The organism is Enterococcus sp. 10F3_DIV0382, assembly GCF_002140245.1.
Taxonomy (GTDB): Bacteria; Bacillota; Bacilli; order Lactobacillales; family Enterococcaceae; genus Enterococcus_B; species Enterococcus_B lactis.
Genome location: NZ_NGMF01000002.1, coordinates 365543 through 387275, shown reverse-complemented (window position 1 = coordinate 387275; position 21733 = coordinate 365543). Strand labels below are relative to the sequence as shown.

The 21733-nt window shown below is 38.8% G+C and carries 26 protein-coding genes and 1 other annotated feature; of the genes, 3 read left to right on the top strand and 23 right to left on the bottom strand.

The features are described 5' to 3' along the window. Nucleotide 1 precedes the first annotated feature (1 nt). The 3 genes from rsmH to A5849_RS12500 form a co-directional block, all read right to left on the bottom strand. A complete protein-coding gene (rsmH, locus tag A5849_RS12510; protein ID WP_002314217.1) occupies nucleotides 2-961 on the bottom strand; it encodes a 16S rRNA (cytosine(1402)-N(4))-methyltransferase RsmH in 960 nt (319 codons plus the stop codon). A 20-nt stretch (nucleotides 962-981) separates the two neighbouring features. Next, a complete protein-coding gene (mraZ, locus tag A5849_RS12505) occupies nucleotides 982-1413 on the bottom strand; it encodes a division/cell wall cluster transcriptional repressor MraZ (RefSeq protein ID WP_002291870.1) in 432 nt (143 codons plus the stop codon). 169 nt (nucleotides 1414-1582) lie between these two features. Next, nucleotides 1583-1951, bottom strand: a complete 369-nt coding sequence (locus A5849_RS12500; RefSeq protein WP_002310272.1) for a DUF3397 domain-containing protein — start codon at nucleotides 1949-1951, stop codon at nucleotides 1583-1585. 170 nt (nucleotides 1952-2121) lie between these two features. Here A5849_RS12500 and A5849_RS12495 point away from each other — a divergent pair, with 170 nt between their 5' ends. Both A5849_RS12495 and A5849_RS12490 read left to right on the top strand, forming a co-directional pair. Beyond that, nucleotides 2122-3078: a magnesium transporter CorA family protein gene (locus tag A5849_RS12495; protein WP_002310271.1), complete on the top strand. Its 957-nt coding sequence runs from the start codon at nucleotides 2122-2124 to the stop codon at nucleotides 3076-3078. A gap of 72 nt (nucleotides 3079-3150) precedes the next feature. Continuing rightward, the gene (locus tag A5849_RS12490; RefSeq protein ID WP_002291876.1) at nucleotides 3151-3267 is read left to right on the top strand and encodes a DUF4044 domain-containing protein; all 117 of its coding nucleotides are present in this window, start codon (nucleotides 3151-3153) and stop codon (nucleotides 3265-3267) included. Between the two features lie 53 nt (nucleotides 3268-3320). Here the strand turns inward: A5849_RS12490 and recN are convergent, their stop codons facing one another. The 20 genes from recN to rplU form a co-directional block, all read right to left on the bottom strand. Beyond that, nucleotides 3321-5003 carry a DNA repair protein RecN gene (recN, locus tag A5849_RS12485; protein WP_002316937.1) on the bottom strand — a complete coding sequence of 561 codons (1683 nt, stop codon included), beginning with the start codon at nucleotides 5001-5003 and terminating at the stop codon, nucleotides 3321-3323. A gap of 17 nt (nucleotides 5004-5020) precedes the next feature. Next, nucleotides 5021-5470 carry an arginine repressor gene (locus tag A5849_RS12480; protein WP_002286653.1) on the bottom strand — a complete coding sequence of 150 codons (450 nt, stop codon included), beginning with the start codon at nucleotides 5468-5470 and terminating at the stop codon, nucleotides 5021-5023. A gap of 106 nt (nucleotides 5471-5576) precedes the next feature. Further along, entirely contained in the window at nucleotides 5577-6395 is an 819-nt protein-coding gene (locus A5849_RS12475) for a TlyA family RNA methyltransferase (protein ID WP_002310269.1), read from the bottom strand. 8 nt (nucleotides 6396-6403) lie between these two features. Then, nucleotides 6404-7294 carry a polyprenyl synthetase family protein gene (locus tag A5849_RS12470; RefSeq protein ID WP_086310137.1) on the bottom strand — a complete coding sequence of 297 codons (891 nt, stop codon included), beginning with the start codon at nucleotides 7292-7294 and terminating at the stop codon, nucleotides 6404-6406. A 1-nt stretch (nucleotide 7295) separates the two neighbouring features. Continuing rightward, nucleotides 7296-7520 carry an exodeoxyribonuclease VII small subunit gene (locus A5849_RS12465; protein ID WP_002286657.1) on the bottom strand — a complete coding sequence of 75 codons (225 nt, stop codon included), beginning with the start codon at nucleotides 7518-7520 and terminating at the stop codon, nucleotides 7296-7298. 4 nt (nucleotides 7521-7524) lie between these two features. Continuing rightward, nucleotides 7525-8862 (bottom strand): exodeoxyribonuclease VII large subunit, encoded by a 1338-nt coding sequence (gene xseA / locus A5849_RS12460; protein WP_002310267.1) that lies wholly within the window; start codon nucleotides 8860-8862, stop codon nucleotides 7525-7527. Next, nucleotides 8863-9717 carry a bifunctional methylenetetrahydrofolate dehydrogenase/methenyltetrahydrofolate cyclohydrolase gene (locus tag A5849_RS12455; RefSeq protein ID WP_002310266.1) on the bottom strand — a complete coding sequence of 285 codons (855 nt, stop codon included), beginning with the start codon at nucleotides 9715-9717 and terminating at the stop codon, nucleotides 8863-8865. Nucleotides 9718-9813: 96 nt separating this feature from the next. Next, nucleotides 9814-10263, bottom strand: coding sequence for a transcription antitermination factor NusB (gene nusB / locus A5849_RS12450; RefSeq protein ID WP_002286662.1), 450 nt, complete (start codon nucleotides 10261-10263; stop codon nucleotides 9814-9816). Continuing rightward, nucleotides 10256-10681 (bottom strand): Asp23/Gls24 family envelope stress response protein, encoded by a 426-nt coding sequence (locus A5849_RS12445; RefSeq protein ID WP_002291889.1) that lies wholly within the window; start codon nucleotides 10679-10681, stop codon nucleotides 10256-10258. Before A5849_RS12445 ends, nusB begins: the two co-directional genes overlap by 8 nt. A 245-nt stretch (nucleotides 10682-10926) precedes the next feature. After that, nucleotides 10927-11991 (bottom strand): Xaa-Pro peptidase family protein, encoded by a 1065-nt coding sequence (locus A5849_RS12440; protein ID WP_002310265.1) that lies wholly within the window; start codon nucleotides 11989-11991, stop codon nucleotides 10927-10929. 172 nt (nucleotides 11992-12163) lie between these two features. Next, complete coding sequence (locus tag A5849_RS12435; protein ID WP_002310264.1) at nucleotides 12164-12409, bottom strand: GlsB/YeaQ/YmgE family stress response membrane protein; 246 nt, start codon at nucleotides 12407-12409, stop codon at nucleotides 12164-12166. Nucleotides 12410-12546: 137 nt separating this feature from the next. After that, nucleotides 12547-12921, bottom strand: a complete 375-nt coding sequence (locus A5849_RS12430; protein WP_002310263.1) for a DUF956 family protein — start codon at nucleotides 12919-12921, stop codon at nucleotides 12547-12549. Nucleotides 12922-13003: 82 nt separating this feature from the next. Next, nucleotides 13004-13918: a PTS system mannose/fructose/sorbose family transporter subunit IID gene (locus A5849_RS12425; RefSeq protein WP_002310262.1), complete on the bottom strand. Its 915-nt coding sequence runs from the start codon at nucleotides 13916-13918 to the stop codon at nucleotides 13004-13006. 20 nt (nucleotides 13919-13938) lie between these two features. Further along, nucleotides 13939-14742 (bottom strand): PTS mannose/fructose/sorbose transporter subunit IIC, encoded by an 804-nt coding sequence (locus tag A5849_RS12420; RefSeq protein ID WP_002310261.1) that lies wholly within the window; start codon nucleotides 14740-14742, stop codon nucleotides 13939-13941. Between the two features lie 32 nt (nucleotides 14743-14774). Further along, nucleotides 14775-15764, bottom strand: a complete 990-nt coding sequence (locus A5849_RS12415; RefSeq protein ID WP_002289456.1) for a mannose/fructose/sorbose PTS transporter subunit IIB — start codon at nucleotides 15762-15764, stop codon at nucleotides 14775-14777. 102 nt (nucleotides 15765-15866) lie between these two features. Next, a complete protein-coding gene (locus A5849_RS12410; protein WP_002289455.1) occupies nucleotides 15867-16358 on the bottom strand; it encodes a mannose/fructose/sorbose PTS transporter subunit IIB in 492 nt (163 codons plus the stop codon). 190 nt (nucleotides 16359-16548) lie between these two features. After that, entirely contained in the window at nucleotides 16549-19356 is a 2808-nt protein-coding gene (locus A5849_RS12405) for a sigma 54-interacting transcriptional regulator (RefSeq protein ID WP_172757305.1), read from the bottom strand. A gap of 431 nt (nucleotides 19357-19787) precedes the next feature. Further along, nucleotides 19788-20081, bottom strand: coding sequence for a 50S ribosomal protein L27 (rpmA, locus tag A5849_RS12400; protein WP_002289452.1), 294 nt, complete (start codon nucleotides 20079-20081; stop codon nucleotides 19788-19790). 12 nt (nucleotides 20082-20093) lie between these two features. After that, nucleotides 20094-20438, bottom strand: coding sequence for a ribosomal-processing cysteine protease Prp (locus A5849_RS12395; protein ID WP_002289451.1), 345 nt, complete (start codon nucleotides 20436-20438; stop codon nucleotides 20094-20096). A 27-nt stretch (nucleotides 20439-20465) separates the two neighbouring features. Then, entirely contained in the window at nucleotides 20466-20774 is a 309-nt protein-coding gene (rplU, locus tag A5849_RS12390; protein ID WP_002289450.1) for a 50S ribosomal protein L21, read from the bottom strand. A 19-nt stretch (nucleotides 20775-20793) separates the two neighbouring features. Further along, nucleotides 20794-20870 (bottom strand) — a sequence feature (ribosomal protein L21 leader region). Nucleotides 20871-21059: 189 nt separating this feature from the next. Between rplU and A5849_RS12385 the strand changes: the two genes are divergently transcribed. Then, nucleotides 21060-21701, top strand: coding sequence for a uracil-DNA glycosylase (locus A5849_RS12385; protein WP_002310259.1), 642 nt, complete (start codon nucleotides 21060-21062; stop codon nucleotides 21699-21701). Nucleotides 21702-21733: the final 32 nt, after the last annotated feature.

Below are 21733 nucleotides of genomic sequence, written 5' to 3'. Positions count from 1 at the left end.
TCTACTCCTCTTTCATTCTTATTTTTTCTGCAATACGTAACTTTGCACTGCGTGATCGATTGTTTTCTGCTAACTCTTCCTCTGAAGGAAGGATTGGTTTACGAGTAATAACTTTCAGTTCCGGTTGAAATTCGTCAGGTATGACAGGAAGTCCCGGTGGTAAATCTTGTACCGTACTATATTCTTTAAACATACTTTTGACAATTCTGTCTTCTAATGAGTGGAATGTGATCACACTGATTCTTCCATTGACTTTCAATAACCGGATTGCCTGTTCTAAAGAGGTCTCTTCGGCACCAAGTTCGTCATTTACTGCAATCCGCACAGCTTGAAAAATTCTTTTTGCAGGATGCCCGCCTTTTCTTCTTGCGGGAGCTGGGATGACTTGTTTAATGATTTCGACAAGCTCACCAGTTGTTTGGATTGGTTTTGTTTTTCGTACTCGTTCGATTTCACGAGCAATTTGTTTGGAAAATTTCTCCTCGCCATAGCGGAAGAAAATCTTTACTAATTCATGGTAGGAATATTCATTAATTACGTGATAAGCGGTTAAAGGAGCTGACTGATCCATACGCATATCCAAGGGTGCATCTTGATGATAACTAAATCCACGTTCTGCTTCATCTAGTTGAGGAGAGGAAACCCCTAAGTCATACAAAATACCATCTACCTTATCTACATACTCACTCAAGCGTTCTTCTAATTCTCTGAAATTCGCTTTGATAAATGTGACCATCCCTTGTTCGACATAAGAAGCTAAACGCAGCTTGGCGTGATCGATTGCTTTTTGATCTTGGTCAAACGCATACAGGTGCCCTTTAGAACTTAGTTGGCTCAATAAATATTCACTATGTCCGGCACCGCCGAGTGTACAGTCTACATAAACGCCATCCGATTTGATGTTCAATCCATCTACCGTTTCTTTCAACATGACTGTATAGTGTTGAAATGTTTCAGTCATTAGTCAGCCTCTTCCTATTCTTATAGTCCGAAATCAATCATATTTTCAGCAATTTCGTCAAAATTCTCTTCTGCTTCTGCAGAAAAATCTTCCCATCGTGTCTCATCCCAAATTTCAATTCGGTTAGATACGCCGATGATTACGCACCCTTTTGTCAAAGCTGCATAATTTCTTAACGTGCTTGGTATATTGATCCGTCCTTGTTTATCAAGTTCGCATTCAGTGGCAGCCGAATAGAAGAATCGCACAAATGTACGTGCGTCTTTTTTAGCCAACGGCATTTCGTTCAGCTTAGCTTCCAGATTTTCCCATTCGCTCATCGGATAGCCGAAAAGACAACCATCCAATCCGCGTGTCAGAACAAACTTTTCGCCAAGTTCTTCACGAAGTTTTGAGGGAACGATTAAACGTCCTTTTGCATCAATATTATGTTGGAATTCACCCATCAACATTGAAAGCCCCCCATTCCTCCACTAACTAAAATTAGTCTACCACAATCCCCCACTTTCTACCACCTTTTCTAGGAAATCCGGGAACAACTTTTTTTATTCATAAACATTTTTTTAAGAATCAAGCTGCAAAAAGCCTTTTAAAAGACTTTTTGCAGCTTTTCTGCTTTTTTCATAGGTAAGAAAGTATATTCACAATGATCAAGACCGCGTACAAGACGATTGTCAGCAGAAAAACCAAACGCCAAGTCATCTTGAAATAACGCGAATAAATGATTTCTTCATAATAATATGCTTGAAAAATAGCAATACAGATGCCCAGTAGTAAAACAGAAATAAAGAAAAACGGCAGGATAGAAATTGTCGCTGTGTTTCTAGACAACGCATGCATACCGCCCCACAAAAAAGGAATCGCCAAATCAGGGGCTTTTATTTTAAAACGACGATTTAACGAAAATAATTTTACAAGAAATTGGCAACCAAACAAAACGATTACCGGGTAAATATACCAAAACAAGATAAGTGGTGTGAATGTGCCCATGAACGTAAACTCCTTTTTTATCGTTGCTTCAAGTATACTGTATATACTTTACACAACTGTTTCATTTTATTTAAATTTATGCAGTTATATTCTATATCTTACAAACACATTCCATGTATTCCAATTCCCTATCCGTTATAATAAAAGAAACAGGCAACAGGAGGAAAATCATGATCAAATATTTTACATTAGATAATGAAAAACTGCGTAATACCGGAAAGGAAACTGATCAAACAATCTGGTATTGTGTAGAACGTCCCAATCAAGAAGAGATTCATCAGCTGACACATCAATTTGAAATTCCGTCAGATTACATCACTTCCATATTGGACGATGCAGAAAATTCCCGTACAGAAGAATTCAATCAATCAAAGTTGACAAAACCAGCGTTATTATTGTTACAATATCCGTTTGCTAAAACAAGTCCTAGCGGTTATTTTCAAGTGGATACATACCCGCTCTCTATCATTTTGACGCCCAAAAAGAAGCTTATCACAATTACGAATCATGAACCACTATTTTTAAAGAAAGTCTTTAGTCAAACCTTTCCAAAAAGCGATGTTTCACCCAATCTCAATATCTTCTTTCAATTCATCTGGCAGGTTACCCTGTCTTATAACAGTTATTTAGCTACGCTTCAATCTCAATGCGATACTTTGGAAGCCAAACTTCAAGTATCAACTGAAAACAAACAACTTTATCAAATCATGGATATCCAAAAAAGCCTTGTTTATTTCAGAGAAGCGACTTCTGCTAATTTAGATGCATTGAAAGAATTAGCGCAAAATAAACTTTTCCAAGAAAATCATGCGTTGAAAAACCATCTACGTGATGTATTGATAGAAACAGAGCAAGCAATGACTACTTCTCGCATTCAGTTAAAACTAGTAGAACAAATGAATCAGACTTTTTCAGCAATTGTATCGAATAATTTGAATAATATTATGAAAATTTTAACTTCTTTAACGATTATATTAACTATACCAACAATCATCGGAAGTATCTATGGGATGAACATCAAGCTACCCATTGCTGAAAGAGATGATGCGTTTATCTGGCTAGTTCTATTAACATTATTTATTTGTATCGTAACTACCTATTATTTAAAAAAAGGGAAGTTTTTATAAAAAAGACCTCTTGTAGAAAAGACAAAAAGATTGTACACTTGGATTAACTAATTAATTACGAGGTTGAAAACAATGCGTGAAAAAAAACAAACAAGTACTTTTGCTAAAGTAACAAAATTTGTCATTTGGACGATGCTGATTTTAACGATTGGGTCTGTTGTATTGACTGCTGTCATGAGTGTCATGTAAAAAATAAAATATAGCTATCAGTTGCTAAAAAGGACCTGAACCACTACAGTGGATCAGGTCCTTTTTGCGAGTTGCAATAGTTCTTTTGCATGTTCGAGTGTCAGTTTTGTAATCTCACTTCCAGCTAGCATACGTGCAATTTCTTCTTCTCTTTCTTTTGTTTTCAATTCTGAAACAGAAGTTTGCGTACGACCATCAATCACTGCTTTCACGATATAATATTGATAGTCAGCGACTGCGGCGACTTGCGGCAGATGAGTAATGCACAAAACTTGAGAATGTTTCGATATTTGAGAAATTTTATCCGCGATGGCTTGTGCAACTCTTCCACTTACACCTGTATCCACTTCATCAAAGATAATACTTGTCACACCTTGCTCAGAAGAAAAAATAGTTTTCAAAGCCAGTAACATACGAGATAATTCGCCACCAGAAGCGACTTTCACTAAAGGCTTCAGCGGCTCTCCTGGATTGGTCGTAATGTAGAATTCGATTTGGTCAAACCCATCATGATTCAATTGTCTGTTTTCTTCTTTTAAGAAACGTACTTCAAACTCAGTGTTTTCCATATACAGACTTTTTAATTCATGCAGAATGGATTTTTCCAATTCTTTTGCGATTTTTTTACGCGCTTCATGAAGATCTGCGGCTTGTTGCTGAAGTAGAAGCTCTTTTTGCTCTAGTTCCTCTTTCATTTTGTCCAATTGACCTTCTGAAAAATCAGAAGAAGCTAGCTCTTCGGTGATTTCGTCATAGTAAGCCAATATCGACTCAATGGATTCGCCATATTTGCGTTTCAACTGTCGGATTAATTCTAAACGTTGAGTCACTTCTTCTAAACGACTCTCATCTAACTCCAACAAATCGATTTGACGACTCATGTCTCCGATTGCATCTTGTAACAAATAGTAAGCACTTTGGATATTTTCATAAATTGCTTCATACTCCACATCTAGATGTGCGATCCCTTGTAATTCTGCAACGGCCAAGCCAACACCATCTACACTGTTTTGTTCATTATTCGTCAGTGCTCCGTAGCCTGCAGCTAATCCATCAGCAATTTTTTGATAATTGCTAAGTTTTTCTCTTTCTTCTTTTAATTTCTCTTCTTCTCCGACTTGCAAATCAGCAGCAGCTATTTCTTCTTGCTGAAAGTGAAGCATATCTATTCTCTGAACATAGGATTTTTCATTTTGCTGCACTTTTCGTACCCTTTTTTCCAGCTCACGATAAGAGGTATATTCTTGCTGATAACTCTTTTTCTTCTGTTGGAAAGCTGCATCTCCAAAACGATCCAATAAAGCAAGATGTGATTCAGGCTGGAGCAGTTCCTGATGTTCGTTTTGCCCTTGGATATCCACTAAATAACTTCCGATTTTCCTTAGATTAGCTAGCGTGATGATGTGACCATTCACTCGGCAAACATTTTTTCCAGTCAACGACATATCCCGTCGAACGATCAGATTGTCTTCATCCGTTTCGATACCTAATTCAACCATCAATTCAGAGAATCCTTCTTGTTTCGGAAGTTCAAACAATCCTTCAAGAATGCATTTTTCTGCGCCTTGACGTATATAATCGCTTGAACCTCTTCCTCCTGCTAACAAACCTAAGGCATCGATAATGATGGATTTACCCGCACCAGTCTCTCCGGTCAGCGCGGTCATTCCTTCGTGAAAAGAAAGCCGCAATTCCGGAATAATCGCAAAGTTAGTAATACTGATTTCTTGTAGCATCACATTCGCTCCTCAACTTAAAGGTAATGCAGGAAGTCTTTCTTTAGTAAAACTGCCTGGTCTTCAGTTCGTGTAATCATCAAAACATTATCGTCATCATTGATAATCGAAAATAATTCTTTCTTGTAGCGCTTATCGATCAAATTCGCTGCTGCCGAAGCATTCCCCGGCAAAGTTTTCAAAATAACAAATTTTTCCATTTGGTCAACTGCTACGAAAGCGTCTTTTAACAGTTTTTCCAATTTAGTATTTACATCTTCATTTGTTTCAGCTGGTATACTATAACGGTAGCCGCCATCTGAGGCTGGTACCTTAATCAGTTTCAGTTCCTTTATATCTCTGGAAATCGTAGCTTGAGTAACAGATATTCCTTTGCTTTTCAGGATTTCAACAAATTCTTCCTGCTTTCGGATATCTTGCTCACTCAATAATCGAGTAATCAAACGATGCCGATCTTTTTTTCTCATTACGTCTTCGCTCCTTAGCTTATTCTTCTTATCCAATGATAGCTTATTTCCTTGGTATAATAAAGAAGAATCCGCATACTTCTCACTTGATTTTCACAGTTACAATTTATTTATGGTCAAATTGTTCATGTGCGTTTGAAACCACTTCTGCCATATTAATAGCTGGATTGATCGTGCCGCTTTCAGGTACTTTCTTCAAGTGAGCCAAGAACTCGATATTTCCTTCTCCCCCCGTGATCGGAGAATAACTTACTTCCAGCACATCATATCCACCTTGTGCCGCAAATGACAAAATGTCTTCTAAAACTTTTTGATGGGTCTGTGCGTCACGAACAATTCCGTTTTTCCCTACAGCTTCTCTACCTGCTTCGAATTGAGGTTTGATTAAGGCAATCACTTCTCCCTCTTCTTTTAAAATAGCATGTAATGGAGGTAGCATCAGTTTTAGTGAAATAAAAGAAACATCGATAACAGCAACTTCTGGAATTCCTAAGGTAAAGTCTTCGGGTTTTGCATAACGAAAATTCACTCTTTCCATTACGACAACTCTAGGATCTTGTCTGATTTTCCAAGCTAGCTGATTGTAACCGACATCTAAAGCATAACTCATTTTTGCACCATTTTGCAAAGCTGCATCAGTAAATCCGCCAGTGGAAGCACCGATATCTAACAATGTTTTTCCTTCAACAGATAGATCAAATGCTTTGAGCGCTTTTTCTAATTTTAATCCACCCCGAGAAACATAAGGAAGTTTTTTACCTTTGACTCTTAATTCACTACTTACTGGAATTTTTTCTCCCGGTTTATCAAACCGCTCGTTTTTTTCGTTGTAAATCAAACCAGCCATAACTGAACGTTTGGCCTGTTCTCTTGTTTCAAATAATCCTTGTTTGACCGCTAATACATCTACGCGTTCTTTTTCCATTCTTTCCCTCATTTCTCCACATCAAATTGCTTGATCATCTGGCGCATCAGCCCGCCATCAAAAGAAAAAACATCCTCTTCTAATTTGTCTATGATCTTATTAGCGGATAACAACTCAATCTCCAACGCCTCACGTGTCTTTTCCAGGCCTAATAAACGCGGGTAAGTGTTTTTTTCCATACGTTCATCTTTACCAGCTGTTTTCCCTAATGTTTTCGTTGTACCAATCACATCAAGTAGATCATCTCTTATCTGGAAAGCCAAACCTAAATGTTCGGCTAATCGTTGAAGTAGCAATAAGATTTCTTCAGGTTGCTTCGCTAATATACCTCCAGCTAGCAAGGCATAACGAATCAAACGCCCTGTCTTTCTTTCATGAATAAATGCTAATTCCTCTAATGAAAGCTTTTTCGATTCGCCTTCGATATCTGCAGCTTGTCCAGCCACCATACCTTGTGACCCCGCACAAACAGCTAATTGCTGAAGCAACAGAAGCTTAGGAGAATGACCCAAGCGTGCCATACTGATCAGCTGGAATGCGCCTGTCAGTAAACCATCTCCGGCCAATATTGCTAACGCTTCGCCGAATACTTTGTGATTGGTAGGTTTTCCCCTTCGAAGATCATCATTGTCCATCGCAGGCAAATCATCGTGGATCAAGGAATACGTATGAACCATTTCTAAAGCAGCTGCTACTTGATAGACGGGAACATCGATAGGTTCATCAAAGGAAGCAACAGCCGTTAAAAGTAATAAGGGACGGATTCTTTTTCCACCTGCTTTCACTGAATAAGTCATCGCATCACAGAGTGCTCTATCCGTCGTATGTTCATCTAAAAAAGACAAGATTTCTTTTTCTACAGCTGGTAGATGAATAGCTGAAAAGTCAGTTAATCTCATTTCAGCTTTCCTCGTTTCCGTCAAAATCAACTTCTTCATTTGATTCTGTCATCATTTTCGTCAAGGTTTCTTCTGCTTTAGCTAAGGTATCTTGGCAATGTTTGCTTAATTCCATTCCTCGTTTAAACGAATCTAGAGCTGATTCTAATGGAACGTCTCCTTGTTCTAGCTGCATGACGATTTTTTCTAATTCTTGCAGTGACTCTTCAAAAGTTGGATTTTCCATATTTTTATTCTCCTTTGTCTATCTCTTGTACTTGTCCTTTAACGATTCCATCTTGATAATGGATCGTCAGCAAATCCCCTTGATGGATCTCGGAGACACTTTTTACTACTTGATCATTTAACGTCGTATAGCTGTAGCCTCTTCCCATGATTTTCAATGGACTCAACAAATCAAGAGATTGAACAGCTTGAGCAAAACGCTGCTGCTGTTGTTTCATATATTGTTGGATTTTCTCTTCTAAACGTTTTTCTAGATAAGCAGTTTCTTGGCGGGCTGCTTTGACTCGATAAATCGGAGCCACTTGTTCCAATTGGTGGCTTAACGCGATGGTTTGCTTTTCTTTTGCATGATAAATCTGCTGTGTAGCTTGATATAATCGCTGTTTCAATTGATCTAATTTGATGGTCTGACCTTCATACAATCTTTCAGGCTGCCGAAAGACATAGGAACGTCGAGCACGCTCGAACCGTTCTTGTTTCCGCTGGATCTGGTGTACAAACGCCTGCTGCAATCTAGCTTGCCGTTCTTGAATGCGCATCAACTCTTCTGACAAAACAGGAACAGCTAATTCTGCAGCTGCTGTTGGAGTAGCAGCCCGAACATCTGCTACTAAATCAGCGATCGTGGTATCTGTTTCATGTCCCACAGATGAGATTACCGGCGTATTGGCTTGATAAATCGCTCGGGCAACCCGTTCTTCATTAAACGGCCACAAATCCTCAATTGATCCGCCCCCACGACCAATGATCATTGTATCGAAATCGCCCATCTCTTCTACTCGTCGGATATTTTTGACAACATTGTCCGCTGCTTGATTCCCTTGTACAACGGTTGGGAACAAAACCAATTGGACAATTGGATACCTTCTTTTTACCGTCGTGATGATATCGCGGATAACCGCTCCGCTTGGACTGGTAAGGATTGCGATTCGCTTTGGAAAACGCGGCAACATTTTTTTAGGACCTTGAAAAAGGCCTTCCTTCATCAGCTTTTCTTTTCGTTCTTCCAATTCTTGATATAAAGCACCTATTCCATCAGGCTCCATGTGCTCTACATAGATTTGATACGAACCTCCCGCTTCATAGAGTGAAATACGCCCAACAACAAGGACTTTCATTCCTTCTTTTGGCTGGAATCGTAATTTTTGGAATGCACCTTTGAACATGATAGCAGATATTTTTGCATGATCATCTTTTAAGCTGAAATATTGATGGGCATTGGCGCGTAAACGGAAATTCGATATTTCGCCTGTTAAATATACTCGTTCTAAATAAGGATCGGCATCAAATTTACGTTTCAAATACCTCGTTAATGTAGTGACAGTTAAATATTCTTGTGCCATTTATTCACCTGCTCCAAAAGCTTCGGCAGATTTTACGGTTTGATACATCAGCATCGTGATAGTCATTGGCCCTACACCCTTTGGCACAGGAGTGATCCAGCCTGCAACAGGCTCCACTTCATCAAATTTCACATCACCGATCAGCTTACCGTTAGCATCACGGTTCATCCCTACATCGATCACTACAGCACCTGGTTTTACGAATTCTTTTGTGACAAAATGTCCACGTCCTATTGCTACGACTAAAATATCTGCTTCTTGTGCCAGTTCAGCCAGATTTTCGGTTTTAGAATGAGCAACAGTAACAGTTGCATCTGCCATCAAGAGCAGCTGAGCCATCGGTTTACCGACGATATTGCTTCGTCCGATAACTACTGCTCGTTTACCCGTCGGATCGATAGAATAAGCTTCAAACATTTTCATGATGCCGTATGGAGTACAAGGAATCTTGTCCGGTTTACCCGCAAGGAGTCTGCCTAAATTCATTGGATGAAAGCCATCTACATCTTTTTCAGGACGGATAGCTAACAGGATCTTTTCTTCATCTATATGCTTTGGCAATGGTAATTGGACCAATATACCATGAAATCTAGGATCTTGATTGTATTTTTCGATTTCTGCAAGTAGTTCGTCTTCAGAAATTGTCTCAGGATAACGCTCTACTGATGAATGGATTCCGATTTCTTTTGCTACGCGTTCTTTATTTCTTACATAGATTTGACTGGCTGGATTTTCCCCTACCAATAAAACAACTAATCCGGGATGGATACCATTATCTTTCAATTTTTGGATTTTTTCAGCAATCTCTGCCTGCATTTTTTCAGCTAATTCTTTTCCGTTAATCAATTCTGCCATCTAACCACTCCCAGATATTTTTTGTGTTTTCATTCTACCATAGAATTTTCCCGATTTATAACAGGTTTATGATGATTCACAGAAAAAAGCTAGGACTTACGCCCCAGCTTCTAATTCTTTTAATACATTGGATAAGACACCGTTGACGAATTTACGCGAACGGTCATCACTAAATGTTTTTGCCAACTCAATTGCTTCATTTAAAGCAACAGCCGCTGGTACATCTGTCACATAAGTCATTTCAAAAATTGCGATACGCAAGATCACCAAATCCATTTTTGAGATCCGATTGATATGCCAATTATTTTTCAAATGTTTTTCGATCACTTTATCCAATTCATCTTTTTTTGCACAGACACCGCCAACTAGCGTATCAAGATAAACAGGAACAAACTCTGATTCATCTTCATTGATCATGTCGCGGTGGTCTAATTCGATTGCGTTGAAAATCGCATCTTCTTTTGTTAGGTCTGCATTGAAGTCTAACGGAAATAAAGCCTGCAATGCCATCTCCCGAATCTCGTGTCTTGATAATTCTTTATTCATTCTCTTCCTCTTCGTCTTCAAAAAGTTCTTCGATTGTTGGTTGTTCTAATTTTTCAGGAACAACAGCTACTACATGGATATTGACTTCAGCTAGATCGATATCTGTCATGAAAAGGACTTGCTGGCTAACCCGTTCTTGCATTTCCATTGCAACTTTAGGAACTGAAACACCATATTCCAGGTAGCAGTAAAGATCTACTTTCAAGCCATCTTCCTCATTTGCCAAGTAAACACCTTTTCCGTGAGCTGCTCGTCCTAATAATTCAGTGACATTGCTGGCAAAAGTTCCGCGCATTCCGTATACGCCTTCTACTTTAGAAGCAGCAATCCCGATGATTACTTCGATGACTTCAGGAGCAATCACAATCTCTCCCAAATCTTGGTTTGCGTTTAAAATCAAATTTTTTTCATCTGCCATTTATTTATTCCTCCCTTTGCCTAAGCACGAGATACATCCGAATTCTCTATGATGCGGCTATAATGATCATTTGGTAAAAAACTGCCGCCGATCAGCTGCAAATTGCTATGAATTGGAGAAAATATCCAACTTTATTATCTCTTACAGCTTAAAAGTTCTTCTATAGTGTATCATTAAATCAAGCGATTTTCTATAACAAAGTCTGTGAACACTGATTTTTACGCTTACTTCTTTTATGGACGAGACTATAAGATGATCAATTCTTTTGGTGAACGAGTCAATACACGATTGCCATCTTCTGTGATCAGCAAATCGTCCTCAATACGTACCCCACCGATTCCTGGTAAGTAGATCCCTGGCTCGTCAGTAATTACATTTCCTGGTACAAATTGCTTTTCCGCACGAGAAGAAACATTCGGTCCTTCGTGAATCTCAAGACCAATCCCATGTCCTGTAGAATGTCCAAACGCTTCACCATAACCATGTTTTGAAATATAATCTCTAGCAACTGCGTCTAATTGTACACCAGTCACTCCTGGTTTCGCAGCATCAATAACCGCTAATTGCGCGTCTAGAACTACTTGATAAATTTCTTTTAATTTTTCTCCAGGATCACCAATAGCGAATGTACGTGTCATATCAGAAACATACCCTTCGTAATAGCAGCCAAAATCCAACGTGATCAAGTCACCTTGTTCGATGAGTTTCTTGCTTGCTACACCATGCGGCATAGCCGAACGCAATCCGCTAGCAACGATCGTATCAAAAGAAACACCTGAAGCGCCAAGAGAACGCATATAAAAGTCTAGTTGATTTGCGACTTCAATCTCAGTCATGCCCGGTTGGATCATTTTCAGGATGTGATCATAAGCCATATCCGCAATATTACATGCTTTTTCGATAATGGCGATTTCTTCTTCATCTTTCACTTCTCTGAGTTCTTCAATCATCTGTGAAACAGGTACTAATTCCGCATCGATGATTTCTTCTAAAACAGAATATTCTAAAAATGAGACTGTTGTTTCCTCAAAAGCTAATGAGTGCAGTTCTTCTTTGCGTACTAAGTTTGCTACCTCATCAAAAATAGGTCCGACATTTTTAATAATTTCAAACCCTTGAGCCTGCGCTGCCGCTTGCTCGGTATAACGAAAATCAGTAATAAAAAATGCTTTTTCCAAAGTAATAACAGCTAATCCTGTCGTACCTGTAAAGTTCGTTAAGTAACGAAGATTGTACGGACTGGTAACCAAAAATGAATCCAAATTTTCTTCTTGCATTTTTTTGCGCAATTTTTCTACACGTAGCATCATAATGAAACTCCCTCTTTCTTTGCACGCTTTTTTCTATTATAGCAAACTTTTCTTCGTACACGACAGTTAAATAAAAATTTCCGGAAAACTTCTTTTTCTTTTAAAGAAAGAAAGCCAAAAAGGAGTCACAGTCTCGCTGCAACTCCTTTTAGTTTACTATTTTGTAAAAAACTTATGACCGTTTTCCAAAGAAAAACGAGACAACTGCTACCAAAATTACTGCACCTAAAATAGATGGAATAAGTGCCATACCTGCAGCTTCTGGTCCCCATTCGCCGAAAATCGCTTGTCCAATACTTGAACCAACTAATCCAGCAATGATATTCGTGATACAGCCCATCGAATTTCCTTTGCTGGTGATTGCACCTGCAATCGCTCCGATCACAGCTCCAACAATCAATGTCCATAACCAACTCATAATATAACCTCCTTCTTTGCTAATCAATTTTAGCATAAGGGATTTAAAGGGGACAAATAATTGGTACTGCTATTTCATATTTTCTTCTGCAAAGTAAAAAATAAAGAAAACCTCCCCTTAGAAGTTTTCTTTATTTTTTATTTGCGTTTAAACATGCTACGGATACCACGTTTCACTACATCAAAGAAACTCAATGATTGTACCATTCTATCTTCATCTACATATTCTCTGATCGCACGAAGTACTTTTTTAGGTTCTTTGGAAGAAAATGTGTATGTACCATTTTTTTTCGTTTGAATGGCATATCGAGGAATCCATTTTCCTTTTAGCATGACCGATGCTAGTACATAATCCACTTCTTCCCATGGAATTTGGATATATTTGCGTTTATCTCGCGCATGGTAAAATTCAAAGCCATTATCGCCTATCATGATTTGTCCGTAATCTGTCAGCCCCGTAAATGAAGTAGCGTCAATTACTAAGTCTACTTTTGTATTGATTGATTGAACCATTGTCTCCCTCCAAATATCTGTTTATTCACAGTATACTATATAAAAAAAGCTCGGGACAACGCCCGAGCTATATTTTTATGGATTATAAAAGTCCGATGACGTGTCCTACAACACCGACTACGAATAAACCAAGGATAATAACGATTGGAGAAACTTTTTTCTTAAGCAACCACATACAGAACAATGTTAATCCTAATGCAGCTAAACCAGGAATCAATTGGTCTAAGTTGTCTTGTAACGTTGTTACCTTTTCAGGAGAAAGGGCTAAGCCATTATTAACTTGTTCAAATGCGCTCTTGATTCCTTCACCACCTGAAGGCAATTTATCCCATTCGATGTAAGCACCTTTATCTAATTTTACAGTTGATACAACTGGTAAGAATTTGATTGATACCCATCTTTGTACCAAGGCAGCTAATACGAACATCCCTAAAATAGAAGCACCTTTTGTTACGTCTTGTAATAATCCGCCAGAAAGGTCATCCGTAATTTTAGAACCAGCTCTGTAGCCGAATTCTTGTGTATACCACATGAATGCCCAACGAATAATGTTCCAACCTAAGAAGAAGATGATTGGTCCAAGGATATTTCCTCCCATAGCTAATGAAGCACCTAGTGCACCTAGCATTGGACGTACTGTAAACCAGAACACTGGGTCACCAACACCAGCTAAAGGACCCATCATACCTACTTTAACCCCTTGAATCGCTACATCATCAACAGGTGCGCCATTCGCACGTTCTTCTTCCAGTGCCAATGTAACCCCTAAAATTGGAGAAGCAATGTATGGGTGTGTATTAAAGAATTCCAAGTGACGTTTCAATGCTGCAGAACGTTCTTCTTTTGTTTTGTATAATTTTTTGATTGCTGGAATCATAGAAAATGCCCAGCCACCGTTTTGCATACGTTCGTAGTTCCATGAACCTTGAATGAAGGTAGAGCGCCATGCAACAGCTAAACGATCTTTTTTTGATAATTTGATTTTTTCTTCTGCCATTTTATTTTCCTCCTTCAAGATTAATAGTCATTCAAAATGTCGCCTAAAGGGTCACCAGAGTTGCTTCCGCCTCCATTATTTGATGAACCACCCATTTTAGAAAGGTTCAAGTAAATAAGAGCTAATGCAACACCTAAAGCACCTAGAGCAATCAATGTTAATTGAGAAATTGCAGCTACAACAAAACCGATAATGAAGAATGGCCATACTTCTTTTGTAGCCATCATGTTGATTACCAAAGCGTAACCTACAGCTACGACCATTCCCCCACCGATTGCCATACCATCTGTTAACCATGCTGGCATTGATTCAAGGAATGATTGCACAGTTTGTGCTGGGATAAATAGCAATGCTGCTGCTGGGACCGCGATACGAACCCCTTGTAAACATACAGCAATGATGTGCCACATTTCAACCGTACGGATGTTTCCTTCTTCAGCAGCCGCATCCATCAAATGAACGATTGGAACAGCGATTGTACGTACGATCATTGTTAAGAACAACCCTGCAACAGCCAAAGGAACGGCAATCGCGATCGCAGAAGGAACACCTTTAACACCTTGTCCACCTAGAACTAAAATAATTGCTGATGCTACTGATGCTAATGCAGCATCTGGTGCTACAGCGGCACCGATATTTGCCCAACCTAAAGCGATCATTTGAAGTGTACCGCCAAGTACGATACCAGCTTCGAGGTTACCGGTAACTAAACCGATCAATGTACATGCCACTAGTGGTTGATGAAATTGAAATTCATCAAGAATACCTTCCATACCAGCTAGAAAGGCAACTAATACGACTAAAATTATTGAAATAATAGACATGATAAGCCTCCTATAAACTTTAATATTATTTATTACGCTTTTGCTAATTCAGCTTTTGCTTTTTTCAAAATGTCATCCATGTTATCGCGTGAATCATTAGGTACTTTACGTACATCGAATTTCACACCTTTTTGTTCAAGCTTCTCAAACGCTTCAACATCTTCTTGTCCCATAGACAATACTTTACTTACAACGACTTTACCAACTGAATGCGCCATTGATCCAACATTTAATTCTTTGATGTCCACGCCACCTTCAACAGCTGTCAATACGTCTTCAGGATTTTCAAATAAAAGCAATGCTTTGGTATTTCCAAAACGAGGGTCTTTTGCGACTTCGATCATTTTGCTAATAGGAATAACATTTGCTTTTACACCTGGAGGAGCAGCTTGTTCGATTAGTCTCTTACGCAGATCATCCTTTGATACTGCATCTGAAACAACGATAATACGGTTTGGTTGCACTGCTTTTGTCCAAGCTGTCGCAACTTGTCCATGTAACAGACGTGAGTCAACACGAGCTAATACATATTTGATTTTCCCGTCTCCGACCACAGTTCCTTCTGGAAGTGCTCCTTTAGGTTGTGCGTCTTCAACTGCTGCTTTCGGTGCTTCTGCCGGTTCTAATTCTTCCGGTTTCACTTTTACACCATCTTTTGCTGTTTCAATGATATGCGCTGCAATTTCATGAGCAGATTCCATTGAAAAGCGTGATGCATAGGCTTCAATCAACATTGGCAAATTCAAACCGCTGACGATTGCCCATTTATCTTTGTGCTCTTCGAATAATGTGTTTGATTGATTGAACGGTGTTCCGCCCCATAAATCAACTAAGAATAACACTTCGTCTTGATTATCAAAAGAAGCAACCGCTTCTTCCAATTTGGCTCTCAAGTCATCTGGACCTTCACTTGGTTTCAAAATCACAGCTTTGACGTTTTCTTGTTCGCCAAAGATCATTGAACCGGATTGTAAGATTCCTTCAGCAAATTGTCCATGACTTGCTAGGATAATCCCTACCATATTTATACCTCCTATTTACTTTTGTTGTAACAAATTCAAAAATATTAATAATTGCTAACCATTACAACAGAATTATTTGACCTTTTCCAACAACCATTTTTGTTACACCTTTTTGATTTTCGCTAGTAGTTCCATCAAAAGGATTTTCCTGTCAGCAGGTACTTTTCGAATCTCTAACTCCACTTCTTGACTGTTCAAGTAACGAAAGGAATCAATATCTTGTTGATTTACTGAAACAAAATTGGTAATCATTGATTTGCCTTCAGTAAAACTCATACCGCCGATATTCAACGACTTCAACTGTACACCGCAGCGGACAACCGCTTCAACATCTTGAGGATTGGTGAATAAAAGCATCACTTTTGCTCGTGATAATAGTCCACTATGATAGATTTGAATCATTTTCTGCACGGTTATTACATTTGCTGTGATTCCCGGCGGTGCAGCTTCTTTTAATAGAAACTTTCTCAATTTATCTTGAGCAACTACATCGCTGATCACAATGATACGTTCAACACCTGTTTGCTTCGACCAAACTGTTGCGACCTGCCCGTGGATTAAACGATCATCTATACGTGCCAATCGAATATCCATCTGCAAAACTCCTTCTTCCTCACTACTTCACAGAAACCCCTATCATTTCTGCGTGAACAACCACCTCCTAGCACACACTACTATAAGCAAAAAGCGTGCCAATTTTTTTGTGATACACTAATTGAATTTAAAGGATTCTTAACCAATACACAAAAACGATACACTATAAAAGTGTATCGTTTTTGTGTATTTAAGGCATAGTGTATTCTTTTTTATCTAGCTGATTATGCACTAGACGTAGCAGATAATACATTTCTTCTATTGGCACTTTTACTTTTATCTTATCTTCTAGCAGGACAACCGAGGCTGTTAATTGATTATAAAGAGGATCACTCGTTATATTCGTCAATTCGTTTTGTTCCACCATCAACGTTTCATTTCGAATAATCCGTTCGATCATTCCTGCTGTGTGCATCACTAAGTTGATCTTAAAGCCATATTCTTCATTGCCAATTCCCATCGTCTGAGAGATTTGTGTAGAAAATTGCCACATTGGATCAATTAGTTTACTACCATTGATAAAGATGAAGTTCTCAGAGATAAATTCAACACATGTTTTTTTAGCTGTCTCTTCATCTAGCGAGATGAATTCAGTTTCTTCCATTTCTGATTCCATAAGCAACTGATCCAAAATGACTTCGATATTTTGATCAATGAAGCGCTCTAAAGGAATAAATGGTGCTTGGATATTCAAATCAGTAATTCCAGTAGTTGCTATGATCTGATATTCTTTTTGGATAACTGGCAATTCTTCTTTCACTTCCACAATCGACAAAGCTAGAACTTCTAATTCTGTTTCTTGACGCTTATTTACCGCTCGTTCGATCAATTCTTTGATTCTTTGCGCTGTACCTTCGCCAGATGCACAAATGGCCAAAACAGCTTTTTTCTTATGGATAGGTTTTGTTTCCTGGACAGGTTCTACAGAAGATATTTCTGCGTAACCTCGAAAATTCTTCAATGATTCATGCAACATATCTAAATCTGTCCCTAATACAGAGACCTTTCGTACAGTTTCCAAAACTAGAGAAGTTGTTACCATGTCAACGGTACGTACAGGTATCCCGGTGTCTCGCTGAATTTGCGAATTAAATGAGGCGAGGGACCCCATATCCACTAATAGTATGACCCCACTTCCTTCATCTACTTCTTGTACATTGCGTTCAATGCGGTCTAAAGCTGTTTTCGGATCCATATCCAACGGCATGTCTACTGCTCGTACGTTCTCTGCATCTAACAACTGTTGGACAACCTGAACCATACTGCTCGCTGTACTGTTTCCGTGAGCTGCAACGACTACACCGATTCTGCCGCTTGCTTGGTTCGCCCGTAACGAGACGAGTAGAACAGTCAAGTAGTAGTCTTCACTTTCTGGAATATCCACTTGAAAATACGTTTCTATATAACTACGCACTTCTTTCGCAACAGCATATTCATCTGGAAAATCAAATGCCATCTCACGGATATTATCATTCGTATGCCGTTCTTCTCCTAAATTGATCTTTTTCAAAAACGAACTGATATGCAAGCTCATAGCATAAATAAAGTTTTGCTGAAAGTCATATGGTAAAGATCTTTTGACCATTACATAAATCTGATTGGTCACTTCTATGATTTTTGGATCTACAAATTCTGCTAATTTGCTATCTGCATTAAAAGAAAACCCATGGTCTTTATAAAAAGACTTCAGATGGATGTTGATATCTGTAGAAATAAAGTGATTGATTGCTTCTTGGTCCAACCCATCCGACTTCAGCAAAGCTGCTTTATCTCCGATGATATCATATAGATTATAAGGTAATTCATAGGAGTCTGATTGGATTTTCATGATTGTATCGTTTGGTGCTACAGTTATCTTTGGCTCCAATATTTTAGAAAGCTCTGCCATTGCACTGCGGTTGCTTGCTAATTGAATCAATCCGCTACGAATCCCTTCTGTCAAATCATCAATCGTAATCGATATTTCGGGAGATTGCATATGATTTAGAAATCCTCGTGCGCATACTAACTGGATATTCGACTTCAATTGACCTATATTCCCATAAGTCACACTGCCAATCAGTGCTTTTGCTACATCTTCTGTCAAAGAGATCTTTCGTTGCGTGCGGTTCGCTTCGTGGGCAATCATAATTTTTACTAAATCGACTTTCTCATTTGCAGGGCGTTTTTCAAAAGCCGGAAGTTTGATATTAATTGGGATACGCCGAACAAAAGTTTCCAATAGCGAAGAGCCTGGATCTTCTGTGGTCGCACCTACGATTCGTACATTTGCTTCATGAGATTTCGTTGTTTCTCCAAGTCGACTGTAAGTCCCGTGATCCATAAAGTAAAAGATCATTTCTTGACCTTCTGGAGGCAATCGGTGAATTTCATCCAGAAATAACATACCACCATCCGCTTGATCGATAATTCCCATTTTTTCTTCATCTGCACCTGTAAAGGCTCCTTTTGCATACCCAAATAAATGGCTCATCAAAAGCTCAGGGTTATTCGCGTAATCAGCACAATTGAAAACAATCAGTTCCGTTTCCTCATCTATTACATGATGTGCTTTGGCAAAATGATACATCGCGTGCGCAAAATAAGTCTTTCCTGATCCGGTAGGTCCTGTAATCAAGCAATTTAATCCTCTTGGCGGATACAAGATCGCAGCTTTTGCCTGTTCCACTGAGTTTTTCATGCTACCATTAGCTCCAATGATTTTTGCAAAGATATCCTTAGTATCTATCTGGAGCGTATTTTTTTCTTCAGAGACCGGCGTTTCTTTGTAACTGACCACATGTTTTGCAGCTGGCTTTACGTGCGTAGCGAGTGTTTGATATATGTAACGTACTGGTCGTCCATCTGTCTTTATCAGTTTTCCTTCGCGCACTAGCTGATTCAGATCTTTACTGCTATTCGTTCTTTGGATTCCTAACACTTCAGCAATTTCTTGTGTCGTTACTCCTTGGTCATATTCTGCCTTTGTTAAATGAGCGGTTTTTTCTTTGACATACATATAAATTCGGTCCATGCGTTTTGCCAATGGTATCGCTCCTTTTCTATAGACTGTTGTTCTTAGGCTTCAAAACATAATACTATGTATTTATTTCCGTTTCGTCAACTATTTACCTGATTTTGTTTCGTTGACAACAAGCGAAGGGACAAGCGTAATGAAGATAAAAGAACACAAAATATCAACTCCATTTTTATATCGGAAACAAGAAAAAGAACACTATTTATCCTACAATGATGCTGCTGATAGCAAACGATATCGCTTTCATCAATAAAAACAATAGTTATCAAAACATTCTGATTACAAAATGGCAAAAAAATCTTAAGCGTAAAAAGACATGGCAACCTTCGCATCCTTCATTCCAACTTTTTTTATAAACAAAAAAGAGGTTGTGACAAAAATCTTGTCACAACCTCTTTAATCGCAAGCTTCAATTAAGCTTCTTGAGCTACTGGATAAACAGACACTTGTTTTTTGTTACGGCCTTTACGTTCGAAACGTACTACGCCATCAACTTTTGCAAATAAAGTGTCGTCTCCACCGATACCCACGTTTACACCTGGATAGATTTTTGTACCGCGTTGACGATAAAGAATTGATCCACCTGTAACTGTTTGTCCATCAGCGCGTTTAGCACCTAGACGTTTTGATTCTGAGTCACGGCCGTTAGATGTAGAACCGCCACCTTTTTTGTGGGCAAATAATTGTAGATTCATAGATAACAACATGGTCTGCACCTCCTATTTATCATTGATTGTTTTAATTTGGATATATTCTGAGTTTTCAGCTTCTATTGATTGTAAACCTAATAAAAGATTTTCTAATAGAATCTCAGCAATATTGTTTTGTTCTTGTGTCATTCCTGAAGTGACTTCGGTATAAAGATAACCGCCTTCTTCTTCATTCATTTCAACAATCGGTTCAAAACCGGCTAATGAGGCAATCCCGTTGACAGTGCTGATCGCTAACGCAGAAACACCTGCACAAACGATATCACTTCCATAAGGACCAGCATCAGCATGCCCGGTCAAAGTGAATGAAACGATCTGACCTGCGTCATTTCGCTTAAATGTTCCTTTGATCATATATAGGCCTTCTTTCTCAAACGCTGATTAAGCGTTGATCGCGTCGATAACCACTTTTGTATATGGTTGACGATGACCTTGTTTGCGGTGTGAATGTTTTTTAGGTTTGTATTTGAAAGTAACGACTTTCTTTTGTTTGCCGTGTTTTTCAACAGTACCTTCAACAGTTGCACCTGCAACAGTTGGAGCGCCTACTTTTGTAGATTCGCCACCTACTAAGATAACTTCGTCAAAAACAACTTTTTCTCCTGCTTCAACGTCAAGTTTTTCAACATAGATTGCTTGTCCAACTTCAACTTTTACTTGTTTACCACCAGTTTTAATAATTGCGTACATGCTATAAAGCACCTCCTTCTGATATACTTAGACTCGCCATCCGAAGTGACAGCATCTGCTGTGCTTATTACTTGTTCTGAGCGGTTGTAGCTGTGGAGTCCACAATTACAACAGTACTAGCTTACCAGAACAGCCGCTGTTCGTCAACTAAATTTAAAGTCAAAAAATGAAATAAAGATTTAAACAATCGTGCTCCTGCTTTTCTTTCCTCTTCGTTTCTGCTAAATAAAATAGTCGCATTGCGTTTCTTTTCTTCTTATAATAAAAGAAAAAGGAGGAGCACGAATGGAATACCCAACAGAATTGATACTAGAGGCTTCTTTAAGGATGAACGGCCGTCCTGTAGAAGGATTTGTCGCTGGGCAAGGACCTCTTCATCCTAAATTAATGCTTGTAGGAGAAGCCCCAGGAAAAACAGAGATTGATACACACATCCCTTTTAGCGGACAAGCTGGAAAAGAATTGATGCAGGCACTTTCTTCCACTGGTTTAACACGAGAAGATGTCTATATCACCAGTGCTGTACGGAGTCGCCCGTATCGCGTGACCCATCGGATCAATAAACGGACACAACAGACAGAAACTGTTTATCCAAATCGTACACCTACGCGATCCGAAGTATTTGCACACGCACCGATACTGGATTACGAACTGATGGAAGTCCAGCCAAAATTAATTGCGACACTTGGAAATATCGGCCTGCAACGATTACTTGGTAAAGAATATACTGTTACCAAAAACCATGGTCAACTCTATACAGGTCCCGTCTTACAGCTAACAAAACAAAAAGATGCCTACGAATGGTCAGAAAAAAACTACCGTATCCTTCCACTTTTTCATCCAGCAGCTATTTTCTATAATCGTTCCCTTGTACCTGTTATCCATCAAGATTGGCAAGTACTAGCTTCACTTTTACAACAAGATTAAAAAGAACAGACAAGACGGTGAAATTGTTAGTT